Source organism: Thalassotalea litorea (assembly GCF_005843925.1).
Taxonomy (GTDB): Bacteria; Pseudomonadota; Gammaproteobacteria; order Enterobacterales; family Alteromonadaceae; genus Thalassotalea_A; species Thalassotalea_A litorea_A.
Genome location: NZ_VCBC01000011.1, coordinates 52,954 through 68,709, shown reverse-complemented (window position 1 = coordinate 68,709; position 15,756 = coordinate 52,954). Strand labels below are relative to the sequence as shown.

The window sequence follows — 15,756 nt, the reverse complement described above, 5'->3', positions numbered from 1 at the left end:
ACTGGAGATATCCATGGAATACAACACCTCAGAATTATGTAACCTGTACACCGACTTGGTCGATGTATTAGAGCCTATGCTGAGTAATTATGGCGGCCGTAGCTCTTTTGGTGGTCAGGTCGTGACCATTAAGTGCTTCGAAAGCAATGGCCTTATTGCGCAGATTGTAGAAAATGACGGCACTGGCAAAGTGCTGGTAATTGATGGTGGCGGGTCCTCACGCAAAGCATTAATTGACGCTTACATTGCCGAAGCCGCGGCAAAAAGTAACTGGGAAGGGATAATCTGTTTCGGTAGCGTCCGAGACGTTGATGCGTTAGAAGAAATCGATATCGGCATCCAGGCGATGATTTCCATTCCCGTTGGCGCTGTTGACAGTGAAGATGGTGAAGCGGATGTACCGGTCAATTTTGCGGGTGTCACGATATTACCGGAAGATCACATATATGCGGATAATACCGGTATCGTGCTATCGCCGGATCCCCTGGATATCGAATAGTGCCGAACTCTTCAATATCTCAGAATAAAAAAGGAAGCAATGCGCTTCCTTTTTAGACTTACCAGTATTGACCAATTACAGTTGTTTTACGGCATAACCTTTGTCTTGCAATGCTTTAATCACACCGTCATCGCCGACAAGGTGTAATGCACCGACCAAAATAAACTCTACGTCTTCGGTGGCAAAATAACCTTCGATGTCATCCATCCAGTTGTTATTGCGTTCGACAATCAATGACTGGTATGACTGCGGGAATTTCTCCTGCCAATCTTTCATTGATAAATCAACCAGAGCCTGGCTGTCACCCTGACGCCACGCTTCTTTCATATCCGTCATCATTTCGCCCAAACGATTCATATCATCCAGCGAGTAATTAATAAATTCATCTTCATAACCTTTCCCCATATCCGCAAGAAATGCAATTTGCTCTTCCGGTAATTCCAAAAAAAGGAACGACTTAGCATCTTGTTTACCCTGCAAGGTGTAGAACTCATCCACGCCGGCACCAAATATACCCAGGCGCTGTAACTCCAACATGGTTAACGTAATCGACAGCATCGAAGGTTTTAATGTTTTTAAGTTCTCAATCGGCAAGCCTTTTTCTGTCATGTAGGCATTCAGACGCTTCACCGTCTCAGGTTTTAATGCATCGGCATAAGTGCGGCCATCCAGATACATCATCTGCTGCATCATCGCTTGTTGGAATTGCGGTGTTTGCGCCGCGCCCATATCCATTTCCAGAACCAGCACTTGTGATTGTTGATAAGCTTTATCGAACTCTTCTGGTAACGGATAGTCACTTTGCGCTAATACATGAACAGTTCCACCTAAAAATACGGTTTGACCGTCTTTACTGACTTGCCATACCGATGATTTAGCATTGGCAAACATCGCCATACAAGACAAAGAAATGATGACGCTAAACTTCCATATTTTTGAGATTAATTTTGGCATTACTTTTCCTTAATAGAATCCATCAAAAGGGCTAACAAACTGTTTTGTATTAAGATACTGAGTGGAATCTGGCCATTTGTAAAACATTATTTTTATTTTCAACAGCCTAGTCCGATTGAGGTGGTTGGCGTTGTCCAGAAGCGCACAGTGATTGGGATGCAATTGAACATCACAGTTGAAGGTGGGTAGAGGCCCACGAGAATCGGGTATCCGGAGTCACTCATCGGGTTATCCTTTATAATGAACACCGTTTCGATTTGACAATTTCGTGCTTCAAAATACCTGGTTTTAAAATGTCCGCTGTAAAAATTGGCTTAACCGATTAACCCCACAAAGCCATCGTTTACCAATAAAAAAGGGAGCACCACGGCTCCCTTTTGATTCACAAATAGGACTTATTTACGAAAATCGATCTCGGTTTGCGCAGCGAAATACGCAAACATTGTATATACCGCAGTATTTTGACGAAGGTCGTCTGGATTTACCTTATCCAGAGTGTCATTCATCGTATGATGAACATCAAAATATTTCGAGCCATCCGGCGCAAAACGAGCAGCAGGAACGCCCTCTTTCGTCACCAGACTCATATCCGATTGTCCCTGAGCATTGTTTACCGGGTTAAACGATACGCCAAGTGGTGCCAGCACTTGCGCAAACTCACGTGCACCGGCTAACGCTTCGGCACCAACGCCAGTTTTAAATTCATAGATACGGCCAAGACCAAAATCCCACTCAGCACCAATAACATGATTTTTCAGATTCTCTTTATGAACGTTTACGTATTCTTTTGCCCCTAAAAGGCCGACTTCTTCACCGGCAAACAGGATCACTCGAATTGTCCGTTTAGGACGTTGTGGTAATTTTGCAATATGAGACGTTGCCGCCATCATCATCGCCATCCCTAAACCGTCATCGACCGCTCCGGTTCCTACATCCCAGCTATCCAAATGTGCGCCTAAGGCGACAATTTGCTCTGGGTATACAGAACCGGTAATTTCACCAATAACATTGGCACCTTTTACAGTAACCTTTTCATTGCGAACCGCAGTCACTTTCAGGAAAAATTCAACCGGCTTATTGCGCTTAAACTGATTGACCAGCATATCCGCATCGGGATTCGACAGGGCGACTGCAGCAATGCGCTCGACGCCGTCTTTATAACGAGTAATGCCCGTATGACCGGCACGATTATCATCGGTACCTACCGAACGCATCATAAAGGCGACAGCGCCCTTTTCAGCGGCAACTTGTGCACCTAAGACGCGCGCACCAACGGCCTTGCCGTAACCTTTACCGGTGAGGTGACGTTCCATTCGATAGGAAACAAACGCGATTTTTCCGTCCAGGCTACCGGATTCTGCTGCTTTCAATGCGTCGAAGTTTTCAAAATGTACAACTTCAGCCTGAATACCGTCATCACCAGTGCCGACACTTTCCCCCAACGCGATGGCAACAACCGGTTGTGGAAATGGCGCTAAAACTTTTGCCTCTACATCGCCACGGATCCATTGATAGTGAGTCACTTCTTCGGTCCAGACTTTATCGAAACCTAGATCGTTCATTTTCTCTACAGACCAGGCGATAGCACGCTTATCGGCTTCTGTTCCGATCATCCGGGCACCCACCTCGGTCGTCAGTGATTCCAAAATCTCATAGGAAAGATCTGAGTTAATTGAGGTTTCTTTCAGAGCATGCAATTGCTGTTGTTGTTCTTCATTTAGGTACTCAGCGCGAGCAACAAAAGCGCTTAAGGTAAACATCGCCATTAAGGCAATTTGGGGAAAACGAATAGACATAAGGTTCCTTATTTATACTTCTTCATAAGTGTTCATCAACGGCTTTGGTGGTTGATGATTACGTCGAATTTTACGGGTGAGTTTGGCTTTTGGCGCTGATTTGACGTCACGGATTGCCAGCAAGCAAGGCGTCAAAATCAAGGTAAGTAAGGTTGCGAATGCTAATCCGCCAGCAACCGCGGTTGCCAGTTGCGACCACCATTGGGTTGATGGTGCACCGAAAGTAATCTCGCGGCTGATAAAATCAATATTCATCTGTAACACCATTGGCAACAAACCAAGTATGGTGGTGATGGTTGTCAGTAAGACCGGACGCAAGCGCTGCGCACCGGTGCGTAAAATGGCTTCTTTTGCCCTCAACCCTTGTAGTCGTAAGACATTGTAGGTGTCGATCAATACGATGTTATTGTTAACGACAATCCCGGCCAGAGAAATGACCCCGAGGCCTGACATGACAATTCCAAATGGCTTGCCCGCCAGATACAGCGCAAAGAATACGCCGACGGTAGAAAATAATACCGCAGAGAGAATTAAAAACGCCTGATAGAAGCTATTAAATTGCGTCACCAAGATAATCGCCATCACAAACAGTGCGACAAAAAAAGCATTCATCAAAAAGGATTGCGATTCTGCCTGATCTTCATTCTGCCCCTTTACCGCCATACTCACCTGAAACCAGTCGATGTCTGATTGTTGCATTTGCTTTTGTAATTTCGGTAGCTCTTTGACCAGCTGTGCACCCGGTTTTAAATCCGCTTGCAACACCACCACACGTTTAGAATCAACCCGGCGAATGGTATCGACTTTTTGCGCCGCCTTGCGCTCGACAAAATTGGTAACAGGCACCAAGCCATCGAAGGTTTTCAAGCGTAGGTCATCTAGTCGGGCAATATTACGTTTTTCGACAGGAAAACGGACACGAATATCCAGCTCATCATCGACATCATCGGGACGATATTCGCCTAGTTTCAGGCCATTCGTCACCATTTGTACTGAGGTTCCGACTAGTGTTGCATCCGCACTAAACGTTGCTGCCAGCGCCCTATCCACTTTCAACTGCCACTCGATACCCGGTTTAGAAGAAGCATCTTCGATATTGGTAAAATTGCCATTCGCCTCTAACAATTGCCGCGCGGTTCTGACACTTTCCTGGAGCAGTGTTGGATTGCGAGAGGTAAATTCGATTTTTAAATCTTTACCTTGTTGTGGGCCATTTTCATCTTTACGAACTTCTACTTCGACCCCGGCATAATCCGCAAACCGTTGATGTAAATCTTCGACCACTTGATCTGCGGAACGACGAGATTGCCAGTCTTTTAGATTGATTCGGAATGTTCCGACTAAATCATTACCTCCAGTGCGGGTATAGAGGGATTCAATATCATCAATATCCAGGGTACGTTGTTCAATCTCGCGCATGATTTCGTCTTTTTCATGAATCGACAAATCACCATAGGATCTGACGCTCATATTCATACCATCGGGTTCCACATCCGGGAAAAACACCGCACCTAGATTCGAATTTGCGTAATTGACAATGACGGCAGCAGCAAACATTAATGTAAACCCTAGCACCATCAATGGGTGAGCAATGGCCTTTTCGAGCAAGCGCACATAATGCCCCTGCACCCCGGACAAAGAGCTAATATCGCCCGTTTCCGCCTGCAACATCTGCTGCTTTTGAGTTTCACTGACATCCCGACTTTTACCAAACAACGATCCCATCGTCGGGACGAAGACCAATGCCATTAATAATGACGCCGATAACACCGCAATCAGCGTGATCGGCATGTACTTCATAAACTCGCCCATCATCCCTGGCCAGTACAACAACGGCGCAAAAGCAGCTAATGTCGTTGCCGTAGAAGCAATAATTGGCCAGGCCATTCTTTTTGCCGCAAGCGCATAGGCCTGTTTTTTCTCCATGCCTTCGCTCATTTCCCGATCGGCAAATTCGGTAACAACGATGGCACCATCAACTAACATACCAACGGCCATAATCAAGGCAAAAAGCACGACGATATTTACCGTTAGACCAAAGACCGACAGCACCATAATTCCGGTTAAGAAGGATCCGGGAATGGATAAGCCGACCAGCAAGGCGGTACGAGCGCCGAGGGCGGCGATAATCACAATCACCACCAGTAATACCGCGGAAATCACATTATTTTGTAAATCGGTAAGCATGTCTTTGACAAACTTAGACTGGTCGCCAACGTAATCGACACGAATATGTTGAGGCCAAAGTTCACTTTCTTTTTCAATCAGGGCTTTCACATTTTCAACGGTTTGAATGATGTTCTGGCCCGGACGTTTTTTGACTTCAATGGATATTGCACGCTGTCCATTTAAGCGCGCAAAAGATGTTGGATCTTTATAAGAACGGCGGACTACCGCCACATCCTGAAAACGAATCACCCGATCGCCTTCAACCTTGACTGGCAATTCGTATAAGTCTTTTACCGATTCAAATACGGAAGGTACTTTTATCGCAAAGCGACCTTTACCGGTATCCATGGTTCCAGCTGGGACGAGTCGGTTATTGCGGGAAACCAAATTAAAAATATCATTTTGATCCAGGCCATAGCTTTCCATCAACAACGGGTCGACGATAATCTCCAACATATCTTCGCGGTCACCACCGATGTCGACTTCCAGCACCTGGGGCATGGCGGCAATTTTATCCTGCATATCCCGTGCAATGGTGATCAACCCTCGCTCAGAAACCGGACCAGATAAAAACACAATCACCGCCGGCTGCTGATTAGCCATGGTCACTTCGCGAACTTCCGGCTCTTCGGTTTCATCGGGCAACTTGGCTTTGGCGAGTGTCACTTTGTCGCGAACATCGGCCAGAGCTTCTTTCGGGTCCAGGCCGGCCACAAACTCCAATGTTACGCTGGCATGACCTTCACTGGCATTGGCGCGCATCTCTTCAACGCCTTCAATGGATTTCAATTCGTTTTCCATCGGCCGCACTAACATACGTTCAGCATCTTCCGGCGAAATACCATCGTGGATCATAGAAACGTAAATCACTGGAATTGTGATATCAGGATTGGATTCTTTGGGAATGGAATAGTAAGTCACACCGCCCGCAATGAGCAGCAGAATAAAAATCATTAGTACTGAGCGAGTGCGAAATAATGCAGCATCTATCAATGCGAGCATTGGCTATGGCTCCTTGGCGTCAGACGCTATCGCCTGAACTTTATCCCCTGGTCGGACAAACCCCTGTCCCAGAGTAATAATTTGCGCGGTATCATCGAGCCCCGCTAGCCAGACCCCATCTTCTTCGCTCTTCACCATTTGGATTGGGGTGAATTTAACGATGTTTTGTTCTACGGTTTTGACACCAATATTCCCCACCTCGTCGAGCGTGAGAATTGCCGGTGAAACCTTAATAGCATTGATTTCCTGCAAAGGTAATTCGACTTCTGAACTGATCCCCGCACGATAGCGATAATTGCTATTGGCAATGGCAATTTCCGCTTTAAAAGTATTGGTTTGTTCATTGGCGACACTTGCCAGATATCGCAAAGTGCCAGTGAGATCACGATGCGCAAGTAAATGAATGTTGGCCGATTGACGTTCTTTGATCTGAACGATTTGGTTTTCGGTCAAATGAGCCCGAATCACCAAAGGATCCAAGTCAGCAATGATTGCAATTTCATCGCCAGGGCTTAAATAGTCACCAACCTCTACCATACGCTCATTAAGCACCCCGGAGAATGGCGCGACGACTGTAGTATTGTCAATATCGGTTTGAGTCTGAGCGAGTAACGCTTTGGCATCCGTGACGTCAGATAACTTCTGTGCCAGAGCCGATTCCCCCTGAAAACCACCGCTAAACAATTTTTTTGTTCCGTAGTAATCGATGCGGCGCTGCTTTAGCAAGGTTTGATAGTGCTCTAGCTTGGCAGGTAAGTCATTGAGTGCAATTTTGGCAATCACATCACCCTTATTGACGAAGCTGCCACGTTCAGCGAAGACTTCGGTAATTGCCCCTTTTACCTGAGCTCGCAACGTCACAATACGATCGGGTTCAGTTCGACCATAGAGTTGAATAGTATTAATAATTGCCTGACTTTGGAACGTCTCAACTTTTACCTGTGGCAGAGGTAACTCTTCCACCACTTGCTCTTCATCACCGGAAGAAGAAAAGATAAAACCGCTCGCCAGCCACAGTATCAGCAACACGCTGATTACAATCGCAATTGTATAAGGGCTTTTATTATCGCCTGACTGACCTGAAGAAGTGACTTGCATCCAAGACCTTGCAAAAAAACGTTTCAACAAGTGTAAAAAATTCTGCCTGAATAAGCATCAATTTTTTCTAAATTGATGCAATCCGCAGAGAAACGATGAGGAAATTGTGAAAAATTAGATAGAAAAAGAAGAACCACAGCCGCAGGTCGTTTCTGCATTCGGGTTATCCACCAGAAAACGAGCCCCTTCCAGACCTTCAATATAATCAACGGTCCCACCGACCAGATACTGTAAACTCATTGGGTCGACCACCATGGTCACGCCTTGCTTTTCAATGGTCATATCCCCTTCGTTAACTTTCTCGTCGAAGGTAAAGCCATACTGGAAGCCTGAACAACCACCGCCGGTAACATAAACACGCAGTTTTAACTCAGGATTTTCTTCTTCGCTGATCAATACTTTAACTTTACTGGCAGCAGCATCGCTGAATTGAATTGGCATTTCTGGAGTTGACATAAAACCCTACTTACTTGGCATGTGAAAAAACAGTAATCCGGACTTTACGTCCAGCAGGGGCGAATTATCTTAAACCCGACACGTTTAATCAAGTATTAGCGTGTAATAATGATCATCGAGGGAGAATAAATGGGAATTCAACAACTTTATAACGATTTATCTATCAACCATTAAAGACGGAGCTAATTTCCCAGTGATGGCTCTTGTTCCGGCCACGGGTAAGATTCCTGCAAGCGACGATATTTTTGTTGCCCTTTCGCCGGAAGAATTGCCGCCACTTCAATTTTTTCAGGCACAAAGCCTTTAGGGAGGTTAAAATCGCCCTCAATCACCTGAAAATAGCGGAAGTTAAACGAACGTTTTTTACTATCGAGCTCGGATACATTGGCCAGTTTGATGGTTGCTGGGCGGTTATTTAAACTGCCGACAAACTCAACTTCAATATGACCGGAAGCAAAACGCTTAGATTTTAATTGTTGTACCAAAACGACTTTCAATCGGTAATGATTTTCACTGGCACTTGGTGAAACCAATACCTCATCAATCACAAAACCTTGAGCCTGCTTTTCCGGTGCCATGATTTTCTCATAAAACGCCAGTTGTTTTTTCAGCTCAAATTGTTGTTTTTCCAGTTCGTCGAGATTTTCCATCGCATCCTGATTAGCAAGGCGTTCGATTTCCAATTCAACATTGAGAATATTAATTTTGCTCTGTTGTTCCTCATTGAGACGATACAATCGTTCCAGACGCTCATTTTGAGTAACAATGATTTTTTCTTGATGGCCCTGATAAAAATTACCGACACGATAGGCTAACTGACTGATAACCAGAATGGTGATCAGGGTGAAAATCCAGAGTTTAAAAGCGCCAAACCTATGGTGTAGTCCGGCGAAAGTTATTTTTTTTAACCAGTTCATTATTAACGTATTTATACTGCACTTATGTTAAACTGCTTTGCATTGGTTATACCAATTCAGGTATTAGAAACAAACTATCACAGATTCGCACCCCGAGGGAAGAATGGCTTTAGCCAACTTAAGAATAAAACTCGCAAAACCAGAGCCTTCCTGGCAACTGTGTCTGTTAGGGGTCTTAGGCGCAACCATTGCCGCCATATTCATTATTTTTTTTCGTCTGGCGTTTGAAAATATACAGGCGATTTATCTACAAAGCATCGATGATTACACTAGCTTAACAGAATTCCAACGTTTTATAACCCCAGTGATCGCCACGCTAGGGATTTTAATCGTCGCCTGGATAACCGGCTTTAAATATACCCGTAGTGGCATCCCCTTTGTGATTCACCGCCTTAAAACTGCCTATGGCGCCATCCCTTTTCTCAATACAATCAATCAGTTCTTCGGCAGCATTTTTGCATTAGCCGGAGGGTTTTCTGTCGGTCGAGAAGGTCCGGCCGTTCATATTGGTGCCGCTTGCAGCACGATTTTAGCAAAGCGTTTTTCATTACCTCAAAATTCGATGCGCACCCTCTGTGCCTGCGGCGTTGCGGCAGGGATTTCAGCGAGTTTTAATACCCCATTGGCAGCGGTAATTTTCGTGATGGAAGTTATCTTAAGAGAATATAAATTACATATGTTCGTGCCGGTTATTCTTGCATCGATCATTGGTTCGTTAATGACCCACGCGGTATTTGGTTCCTATCATGAGTATGAGTTTTTCTCTTACCTGGTGATTGATTATACCCATTACCCCTGGTTAATTTTATTCGGCATCTTACTCGGGGTTCTGGCGAAGCTTTTTAATATCGGTATGCTCACGGTTATCCGGGTGAGTCAAAAACAGCATATGACGGTACGATTGCTCGTTGCTGCAGTCATTATGGGGTTGATGGGCGTATGGGTACCAGAAAGTATGGGCTCAGGCCTCAGCGCCATTGACTTAATCTTAGAAGAAGAGATGGTCTTTGCGCTTGTCTTCAGTCTTCTCTGTGCGAAAATGATCGCCACCATCGGCGTACTCGGTTTAGGTATCCCCGGCGGAATTATCGGTCCAACATTAGGGATCGGCGCGATTGCAGGTGCCCTGATGGCACTATTTGTCAGTATTTTCTTCGACAACATGATGTTTGCCGGAGACTATGCGTTGCTTGGAATGGCAGGCATGCTTGCCGCGACGTTAAATGCGCCGTTAGCGGCCTTATTGACCATCATCGAATTAGCCGATCAGTTACAGCTCGCACTACCTGCCATGGTTGTCATAACATCCGCGTATCTCACCTCAAGTCAGTTTTTAAAGAACCGTTCAATATTTTTGCTGCAACTTGAATTTCAGAATCTCAGTTATCAACCGTCACCGGTAGAAAATATCCTGCAAAAATATGGCGTACTGGCATATCTGGAAGATAAATATCGAGTCGTTAAAGATACCGAAGAACAAAACCTTGCGGAGATTATTCGGGCGACACCCGGTGAAGAGCAAATTATTGTGGATTTCCCAGGTGATGATGAAAATCCACAACAATTTAAGTTGGTGCAATACGATTTAAATTTACATCCGCTAGAACACGAAGGGCCGGCGTATCACCTGACCACAATGCCGGCCGTCGATAGCCAGGCGACACTGTCTGAAGCCTATTTCGCTCTGGTTGAACAACGTCAAGGAGCGGTTTGCGTCTACCACAAGGATCCAAAAAATATTATCGGGATAGTATCTTTTGATAGAATTCGTGGATTGTTAACTCAAGGAGCGATTTAGTATGAGTTGGTATCTGGTTATTAAAGGGTTGCACATCATTTTTATGGTGGCTTGGTTTGCCGGTATTTTTTATCTGCCGCGGATATTCGTCTATCACGCCGAAAGTGACAGTCTTGAGGTACGCGCGCAGTTGGCGATTATGGCGAAACGATTGCTGTACTTTGTTACCCCGTTTGCCATCCTGACCTTAATCTTTGGGATCGCATTGATTGTGATGCAAGGTATGGACTGGTTCCGCTTCTCTACCTGGCTGCATATTAAGATATTGCTGGTCACGGTTCTTTATATCTATCATGGCTATTGTTTTATTTTATTGAAACGATTTCAGGCGGATTGCAACCAGCGCACCGGGTTATTTTACCGAATATTTAATGAAGTGCCTGTGCTGTTTTTATTCGCCATCATTTTGCTGGCGGTTATGAAACCTTTTTACGGCTAATAAAGGCGCGAATGAACAATGGAAAACCCTTCTTGCGTGCCCGCGCAAGAAGGGTTTTCCGCACCGAAATCGCTAGCCCATTAGGGCATTACTATATTGGCTGAAATATGCTAAAGTTGCGGCCAGTTTTGCCCTGCTATTTAAATCCGTAAATAGGTTAGGGGCGATAGGTTAATTTAGGTTTTTGCTTTATGATGCAATTTCAAGGTAGCCATATTTTATCCGTGGCCCAGTTTGATCGAGAATCCGTATCACGCATTCTCGATGTTGCCAAATTAATGATCCCCTATGCCAGTCGACAAAAGCGCTGTCATGTTCTTGAAGGGGCAATTCTAAACAATCTGTTTTTTGAGCCCTCAACCCGTACCCGGGTTTCATTTGGTACTGCTTTTCAACTGCTTGGTGGCTTTGTCCATGAAACCGTCGGCCAAGAAAGCTCGAGCCTGTCGAAAGGTGAAAGCTTGTTTGACACCGCAAGGGTCATTTCCGGTTATGCCGATGTCGTGGCGATGCGCCATCCTGACATGTACTCGGTGAGTGAATTTGCCGAAGGCTCAACGGTTCCTGTCATCAATGGCGGTGACGGCGCCAATGAACACCCAACGCAAGCCCTGCTGGATTTGTTTACTATCGAAGCAGAAATGGCACGCTTTGGCAAATCGATTGACGGATTAAATGTTGTCCTGATGGGTGACTTAAAGCATGGCCGTACTGTGCATTCATTATCGAAACTGTTGAGTTTGTATAAGAACTTAAATGTGACCCTAGTGTCCCCTGACGCCTTGCAAATGCCGACATCAATTGTCGATGTACTCGACAACGCCGGCCATAAAATCACCATCACCGATAATATGGCGGGCAACCTCGACAGCGACGTGGTTTATCAAACGCGGATCCAACAAGAACGCTTTGCCAGCACAGAAGAAGCGGACCAGTATCGCGGTCACTTTAGTTTAAACAAACGAGTGTATGAGCAGTACTGTAAAGCACACACGGTTATCATGCACCCGTTGCCACGAGATTCGCGTCCGGAAGCGAATGAGTTGGATGTTGACTTAAATGATCACAATAACCTGGCGATTTTCCGTCAGGCGCAAAATGGCGTATTAGTGCGCATGGCCCTGTTTGCTTTAACCTTAGGGGTCGATGAAATCCTTCAAAAACACGAAAAACCGGTGACCTGGTTTTCTAACAAACAAAAAAGTGAGTAACTATGTCTCATTCTGAACAACTATTTCAGCAGGCGCAGGACACGATTCCAGGTGGAGTGAATTCACCGGTACGGGCATTTTCCAGCGTTGGTGGCACACCGTGTTTTATTAAACGCGCCGATGGTCCCTATATTTTCGATGCCGATGACAATAAATACATTGATTATGTCGGTTCCTGGGGACCAATGATTTTGGGCCACAACCATCCGGCCATTCGCGAAGCGGTGATTAGTACCGCTCAAAACGGTTTGAGCTTTGGTGCACCAACAGAGCTAGAAATTAACATGGCCGAAAAAGTACGTTCCATTGTCCCATCGATGGAAAAGTTGCGAATGGTAAGCTCAGGTACAGAAGCGACCATGAGTGCGATTCGCCTGGCTCGTGGTTACACTGGGCGTGATAAAATCCTGAAATTTGAAGGTTGTTATCATGGCCACGCGGACTCTTTGTTAGTCAAAGCTGGCTCCGGTGCCTTGACTCTGGGCGTACCAAACTCACCTGGTATCCCAGAAGATTTTGCCAAACACACGTTGACGGTAACCTTTAACGATTTGGACTCGGTAAAACAAATCTTTGCCGAATTCGGCGATGAAATTGCCTGCATTATCGTTGAACCTGTCGCCGGAAATATGAATTGCATTCCACCAGTACCGGGATTTCTTGAAGGCTTACGTACGGTTTGTGATGAATACAAATCGGTGTTGATTTTAGATGAAGTGATGACCGGTTTTCGTGTTGCATTAGGTGGTGCACAAGCCTATTACAACATTCAACCTGACTTAACGACCCTAGGCAAAGTTATCGGTGGTGGTATGCCGGTTGGCGCGTTTGGCGGCAAAGCCGAAATCATGGATTACATTGCACCGGTAGGTCCGGTGTATCAGGCAGGTACCTTGTCAGGCAACCCGATCGCGATGGCGGCAGGTTTAACGGCATTAAACTTGTTAAGTGAAAAAGATCACCATACCGAGTTAGCTGCTAAAACCAAACGCCTGGCTGAAGGCTTTAAACAAGCAGCCGATGACGCGGGTATTGCAATGACAGTTAACTATGTGGGCGCGATGTTTGGTTTCTTCTTCACCGAACAGGAAACCGTAACCTCATTCAGTCAGGCGACCGCTTGCGATGGTGAACGATTTAATCGATTCTTCCATCTGATGCTCGATGAAGGTGTTTACCTGGCACCCAGTGCATTTGAAGCAGGATTCTTATCCACCGCTCACACCGATGAAGATATCGATGCAACAATCGCTGCGGCGGCGCGTTGCTTTAAAAACCTATAAGGCATGACGCCACCTCCATCTGGGTGGTGGCGTTAAATTGTCCGACTATTTTATTTTTGGTAGAGCGAATCTTCATTCTCCCGCTCAATTAACAACGATAGCTTATTGAAGGCCTTTAACGTTAAGGCTGTGGCAATTAATACTTTTCCTAATACCCGCTTCTGTCGATAGCCAGCGACCTGAATATAGGTTAGTAACTTCTCGTAATAGTGATATAAACCAAGGTGACGTTGCATCAAGCTTTTATGTTTAGACATAACCTTAAGATGGCCTTTTAAATACCCTATCCAGTTACCGGAAAGGTGATCATTTAAATCGCGCCGAATCCCAACCAAAGGGGTTGCAATAAAGTGCTGGGTACAGCCACCGATAGCCAACCGCAATGAAAACTCCCAATCTTCTGTATTCCGCATGCTCGGGTCAAACCCACCTACGCGGCGAAAAGACGACGTTTTCATCATCACTGACTGAAACATCACATGAGCTTTAAAACAAATATCTTTACAAGTTAAATTTAATGGTTTGTTATTGTAAACAGCGCCTTGCCCAAATTCGCCAAACATCTTACAACCGGTATGAACCAAATCAACACTAGAATTATCTTCAAGATAAGCGTATTGAATTGCGAGCTTCTCGGGTTCCCAGATATCATCACTATCAATAAATGCCAGATACTTACTTTTGGCCATGTTTGCACCAATATTGCGCGCCATGGAAACTCCAACATTTTTGGGTAACTCTATGATAGTCGCGACTTTCGAAAATTGACTTAAAAATTCAGACGAGTCGCCGCCAGAGGCATCATTAACAATGATGATTTCACTAGGTTTCTCGGTCTGTTTAAGCACGGATTCAATCGTTTGACAAAATACCGCCTGACGTTGGTAGAACGGAATAATTACGCTAACGTTAATGGCCACTTGGCCTCCTTTAAATTATTATTAATATCCTTTTATAGTCCCTAAAACATAGGCGGGACCACACCAATGGGCCTTATAACTCGAAGTCAGAATTGCCGGGTTCATTGCGATTAAAAATATCTAATAAAACCGAACGGTGGGCATTTCCTAGTGAAGACGCCTTTTATCAATAAGGTTATCATTAGTGACGCTGTTTGCTTCAAAATCAAAAAGTAAAGTAGTCCTACTTAAAATCTTCATCATGTACGCATAAATCATGATTGCCCTGCCCGATAGATTTCCGCGAAGCGTTCCTGCAATGAACAGATACCGATACCAAAGAAAATAATATCCATAATTCCCAAGTTGTTTCTGAATGAGCTGTTTATGTTTTTTTAACACCTCGCGGTGTTCGTGCCAAAATAAATGCGAACAGTTATCACGCTCACTTTCATCTTCAGTGACTAACGGAACGCTGATATGCCGCAAACAATGCTGTTCGTAACCACTTTCAGCCAGTTGTATACATAAATCCCAGGAAGCCAATTTGGGAATAGCTAAATCTACTCCCGTGATATGTCGATATGTTGCTGTTTTTAACATGACACTTGTCAATTGTTTCTTTTCTTTAAACAAAATATCATTCGCTTGCAAAAGCTCAGGTTTACTTTTATAAAGAAAGTCATCAAGACTACAACAGCCGCCATAAACTGCTCCAGCATAAGGGTGGGATTCCATAAATTCATATTGATCTTTTAATTTATCTACCATCCATAATTCATTTGGCTCAAGAAAAGTAATATATTTACCCGAGGCCAGCTCAGCACCTTTTTGGCGAGCTTCTTCGAGACTCAGTTGGGCGTCAAGGTAGGTAATATTCGTTTGTTTTTTACAGACGTGAATTGATTCAAATTCGGGGTGCTCAAATATACCTTCGAGTAATATAATTTCCTGCGGTTGAGCCGATTGTGTAAATACTGATTGCAGTACTTTTAGAAACAGCTCGCTCCTTGAATAAAAAGGAACAATGACACTAACATTGATTTCCATTTCCACTTCCTTGTTAAGTAATAATTTTTTGCGTTTAAAATCCTTTACGCTATCGTCATATTTAAGTGCTATCTCTATGGCATATGAATAAATCACATAAGAAAAATATAAAGCAGATACTGATAACTCAGCTTTAAGATTAGATTCTATTGTCATAAAATCAAATAGTTAAACAGATAACGCTA

At 44.6% G+C, this 15,756-nt stretch carries 13 protein-coding genes; 5 read left to right on the top strand and 8 right to left on the bottom strand.

Annotation, left to right across the window (positions count from 1 at the left end):
* The first annotated feature begins 13 nt into the window (after positions 1-13).
* On the top strand, positions 14-499 hold the full coding sequence (gene rraA, locus FE810_RS11825; protein ID WP_138320270.1) for a ribonuclease E activity regulator RraA: 486 nt from the start codon (positions 14-16) through the stop codon (positions 497-499).
* Between the two features lie 75 nt (positions 500-574).
* On the opposite strand, the gene FE810_RS11820 is transcribed toward rraA, so the two are convergent.
* The 6 genes from FE810_RS11820 to FE810_RS11795 form a co-directional block, all read right to left on the bottom strand.
* Positions 575-1,453, bottom strand: coding sequence for a TraB/GumN family protein (locus FE810_RS11820; RefSeq protein WP_246037039.1), 879 nt, complete (start codon positions 1,451-1,453; stop codon positions 575-577).
* A 395-nt stretch (positions 1,454-1,848) separates the two neighbouring features.
* Positions 1,849-3,249 (bottom strand): M20/M25/M40 family metallo-hydrolase, encoded by a 1,401-nt coding sequence (locus FE810_RS11815; RefSeq protein WP_138320269.1) that lies wholly within the window; start codon positions 3,247-3,249, stop codon positions 1,849-1,851.
* Positions 3,250-3,261: 12 nt separating this feature from the next.
* Entirely contained in the window at positions 3,262-6,420 is a 3,159-nt protein-coding gene (locus FE810_RS11810) for an efflux RND transporter permease subunit (protein ID WP_138320268.1), read from the bottom strand.
* A 3-nt stretch (positions 6,421-6,423) separates the two neighbouring features.
* Positions 6,424-7,518 carry an efflux RND transporter periplasmic adaptor subunit gene (locus tag FE810_RS11805; RefSeq protein ID WP_138320267.1) on the bottom strand — a complete coding sequence of 365 codons (1,095 nt, stop codon included), beginning with the start codon at positions 7,516-7,518 and terminating at the stop codon, positions 6,424-6,426.
* Positions 7,519-7,632: 114 nt separating this feature from the next.
* Complete coding sequence (gene erpA, locus FE810_RS11800; protein ID WP_138320266.1) at positions 7,633-7,974, bottom strand: iron-sulfur cluster insertion protein ErpA; 342 nt, start codon at positions 7,972-7,974, stop codon at positions 7,633-7,635.
* 182 nt (positions 7,975-8,156) lie between these two features.
* A complete protein-coding gene (locus tag FE810_RS11795) occupies positions 8,157-8,891 on the bottom strand; it encodes a DUF6776 family protein (protein ID WP_138320265.1) in 735 nt (244 codons plus the stop codon).
* Positions 8,892-8,994: 103 nt separating this feature from the next.
* Between FE810_RS11795 and FE810_RS11790 the strand changes: the two genes are divergently transcribed.
* The 4 genes from FE810_RS11790 to hemL all read left to right on the top strand — a co-directional run bounded on the left by FE810_RS11790 (position 8,995) and on the right by hemL (position 13,622).
* Positions 8,995-10,689 (top strand): chloride channel protein, encoded by a 1,695-nt coding sequence (locus tag FE810_RS11790; RefSeq protein ID WP_138320264.1) that lies wholly within the window; start codon positions 8,995-8,997, stop codon positions 10,687-10,689.
* A 1-nt stretch (position 10,690) separates the two neighbouring features.
* Positions 10,691-11,128 carry a CopD family protein gene (locus FE810_RS11785; RefSeq protein WP_138320263.1) on the top strand — a complete coding sequence of 146 codons (438 nt, stop codon included), beginning with the start codon at positions 10,691-10,693 and terminating at the stop codon, positions 11,126-11,128.
* 191 nt (positions 11,129-11,319) lie between these two features.
* Positions 11,320-12,339, top strand: a complete 1,020-nt coding sequence (locus FE810_RS11780; protein WP_138320262.1) for an aspartate carbamoyltransferase — start codon at positions 11,320-11,322, stop codon at positions 12,337-12,339.
* A 2-nt stretch (positions 12,340-12,341) separates the two neighbouring features.
* Positions 12,342-13,622, top strand: coding sequence for a glutamate-1-semialdehyde 2,1-aminomutase (gene hemL, locus FE810_RS11775; RefSeq protein WP_138320261.1), 1,281 nt, complete (start codon positions 12,342-12,344; stop codon positions 13,620-13,622).
* A 50-nt stretch (positions 13,623-13,672) separates the two neighbouring features.
* Here the strand turns inward: hemL and FE810_RS11770 are convergent, their stop codons facing one another.
* Both FE810_RS11770 and FE810_RS11765 read right to left on the bottom strand, forming a co-directional pair.
* A complete protein-coding gene (locus FE810_RS11770; RefSeq protein WP_138320260.1) occupies positions 13,673-14,542 on the bottom strand; it encodes a glycosyltransferase family 2 protein in 870 nt (289 codons plus the stop codon).
* Positions 14,543-14,689: 147 nt separating this feature from the next.
* Positions 14,690-15,727 (bottom strand): glycosyltransferase, encoded by a 1,038-nt coding sequence (locus tag FE810_RS11765; protein ID WP_138320259.1) that lies wholly within the window; start codon positions 15,725-15,727, stop codon positions 14,690-14,692.
* Positions 15,728-15,756 lie beyond the last annotated feature (29 nt).

Bases quoted from the DNA above. Each gene is read 5' to 3' on its own strand.
- FE810_RS11790 (WP_138320264.1), top strand. From the start codon at position 8,995: ATGGCTTTAGCCAACTTAAGAATAAAACTCGCAAAACCAGAGCCTTCC.
- FE810_RS11820 (WP_246037039.1), bottom strand. From the start codon at position 1,453: ATGCCAAAATTAATCTCAAAAATATGGAAGTTTAGCGTCATCATTTCT.
- FE810_RS11795 (WP_138320265.1), bottom strand. From the start codon at position 8,891: ATGAACTGGTTAAAAAAAATAACTTTCGCCGGACTACACCATAGGTTT.
- FE810_RS11765 (WP_138320259.1), bottom strand. From the start codon at position 15,727: ATGACAATAGAATCTAATCTTAAAGCTGAGTTATCAGTATCTGCTTTA.
- FE810_RS11785 (WP_138320263.1), top strand. From the start codon at position 10,691: ATGAGTTGGTATCTGGTTATTAAAGGGTTGCACATCATTTTTATGGTG.
- erpA (WP_138320266.1), bottom strand. From the start codon at position 7,974: ATGTCAACTCCAGAAATGCCAATTCAATTCAGCGATGCTGCTGCCAGT.
- hemL (WP_138320261.1), top strand. From the start codon at position 12,342: ATGTCTCATTCTGAACAACTATTTCAGCAGGCGCAGGACACGATTCCA.
- rraA (WP_138320270.1), top strand. From the start codon at position 14: ATGGAATACAACACCTCAGAATTATGTAACCTGTACACCGACTTGGTC.
- FE810_RS11780 (WP_138320262.1), top strand. From the start codon at position 11,320: ATGATGCAATTTCAAGGTAGCCATATTTTATCCGTGGCCCAGTTTGAT.
- FE810_RS11815 (WP_138320269.1), bottom strand. From the start codon at position 3,249: ATGTCTATTCGTTTTCCCCAAATTGCCTTAATGGCGATGTTTACCTTA.
- FE810_RS11810 (WP_138320268.1), bottom strand. From the start codon at position 6,420: ATGCTCGCATTGATAGATGCTGCATTATTTCGCACTCGCTCAGTACTA.
- FE810_RS11805 (WP_138320267.1), bottom strand. From the start codon at position 7,518: ATGCAAGTCACTTCTTCAGGTCAGTCAGGCGATAATAAAAGCCCTTAT.